Genomic DNA, 736 nt, shown 5'->3' on the forward strand with positions numbered 1-736 from the left:
CCGCGCTGCAGGCCGATGCAGATCCGGTACGCGACGAAGTACGCGATCGGAGGCAGCACCAGCATGCCGATGCGGCCCATCCACGTCGTCAGGTTCAACGAGATGTCGAACTGGTACGCGAAGATGTCGTTGCCGCCCATGAGCAGCAGGACCATGAAGTACGTGATCGACATCCAGCCGAGCGCGGTGCGGACCGGAACGTCACGCGGGCGCTGCAGCAGGTTGTGGTGCGCGTAGTCCTTGGTCATCTTGCGCTCGATCCACGGGTACGCCGCCGCGATGCCGGTCAGCAGCGGCAGACCGAGGATGAACGGCAGGAACGGCGCCGGGATCGTGTAGTTGCCCAGGTAGAACTCCCACGCGGGCCAGATGCGCACCAGGCCGTCGGTCCAGCCCATGTACCAGTCGGGCTGCGAACCGGCGGAGATCTGCGCGGGGTTGTACGGGCCGAAGTTCCAGATCGGGTTGATCTGGAAGACGCCACCCATGATCGCGATGACACCGACGACGATGGCGAAGAAGCCACCGCCCTTGGCCGCGAACACCGGCATGATGCGGACGCCGACGACGTTGGTCTCCTTGCGGCCCACGCCCGGGAACTGCGTGTGCTTCTGGTACCAGACCAGCGCGAGGTGCGCCGCGATCAGACCCAGGATGATCGCCGGGATGATCAGGATGTGCGCGGTGTAGAGCATCGGGATGATGTCCGTGCCGGGGAACTCCCCGCCGAACATCA

Annotated in this window: 1 protein-coding gene; it reads right to left on the bottom strand. The window is 65.1% G+C overall.

Translation table 11 applies throughout. The annotated features are described in order from the left end of the window. Positions 1-736: cytochrome b (locus PV646_RS44770; RefSeq protein WP_500349257.1), on the bottom strand; the 736-nt coding region annotated here is incomplete at both ends.

Origin of the sequence: Streptomyces sp. ID05-26A (assembly GCF_033794685.1) — a bacterium.
Lineage (GTDB): Bacteria > Actinomycetota > Actinomycetes > Mycobacteriales > Pseudonocardiaceae > Lentzea.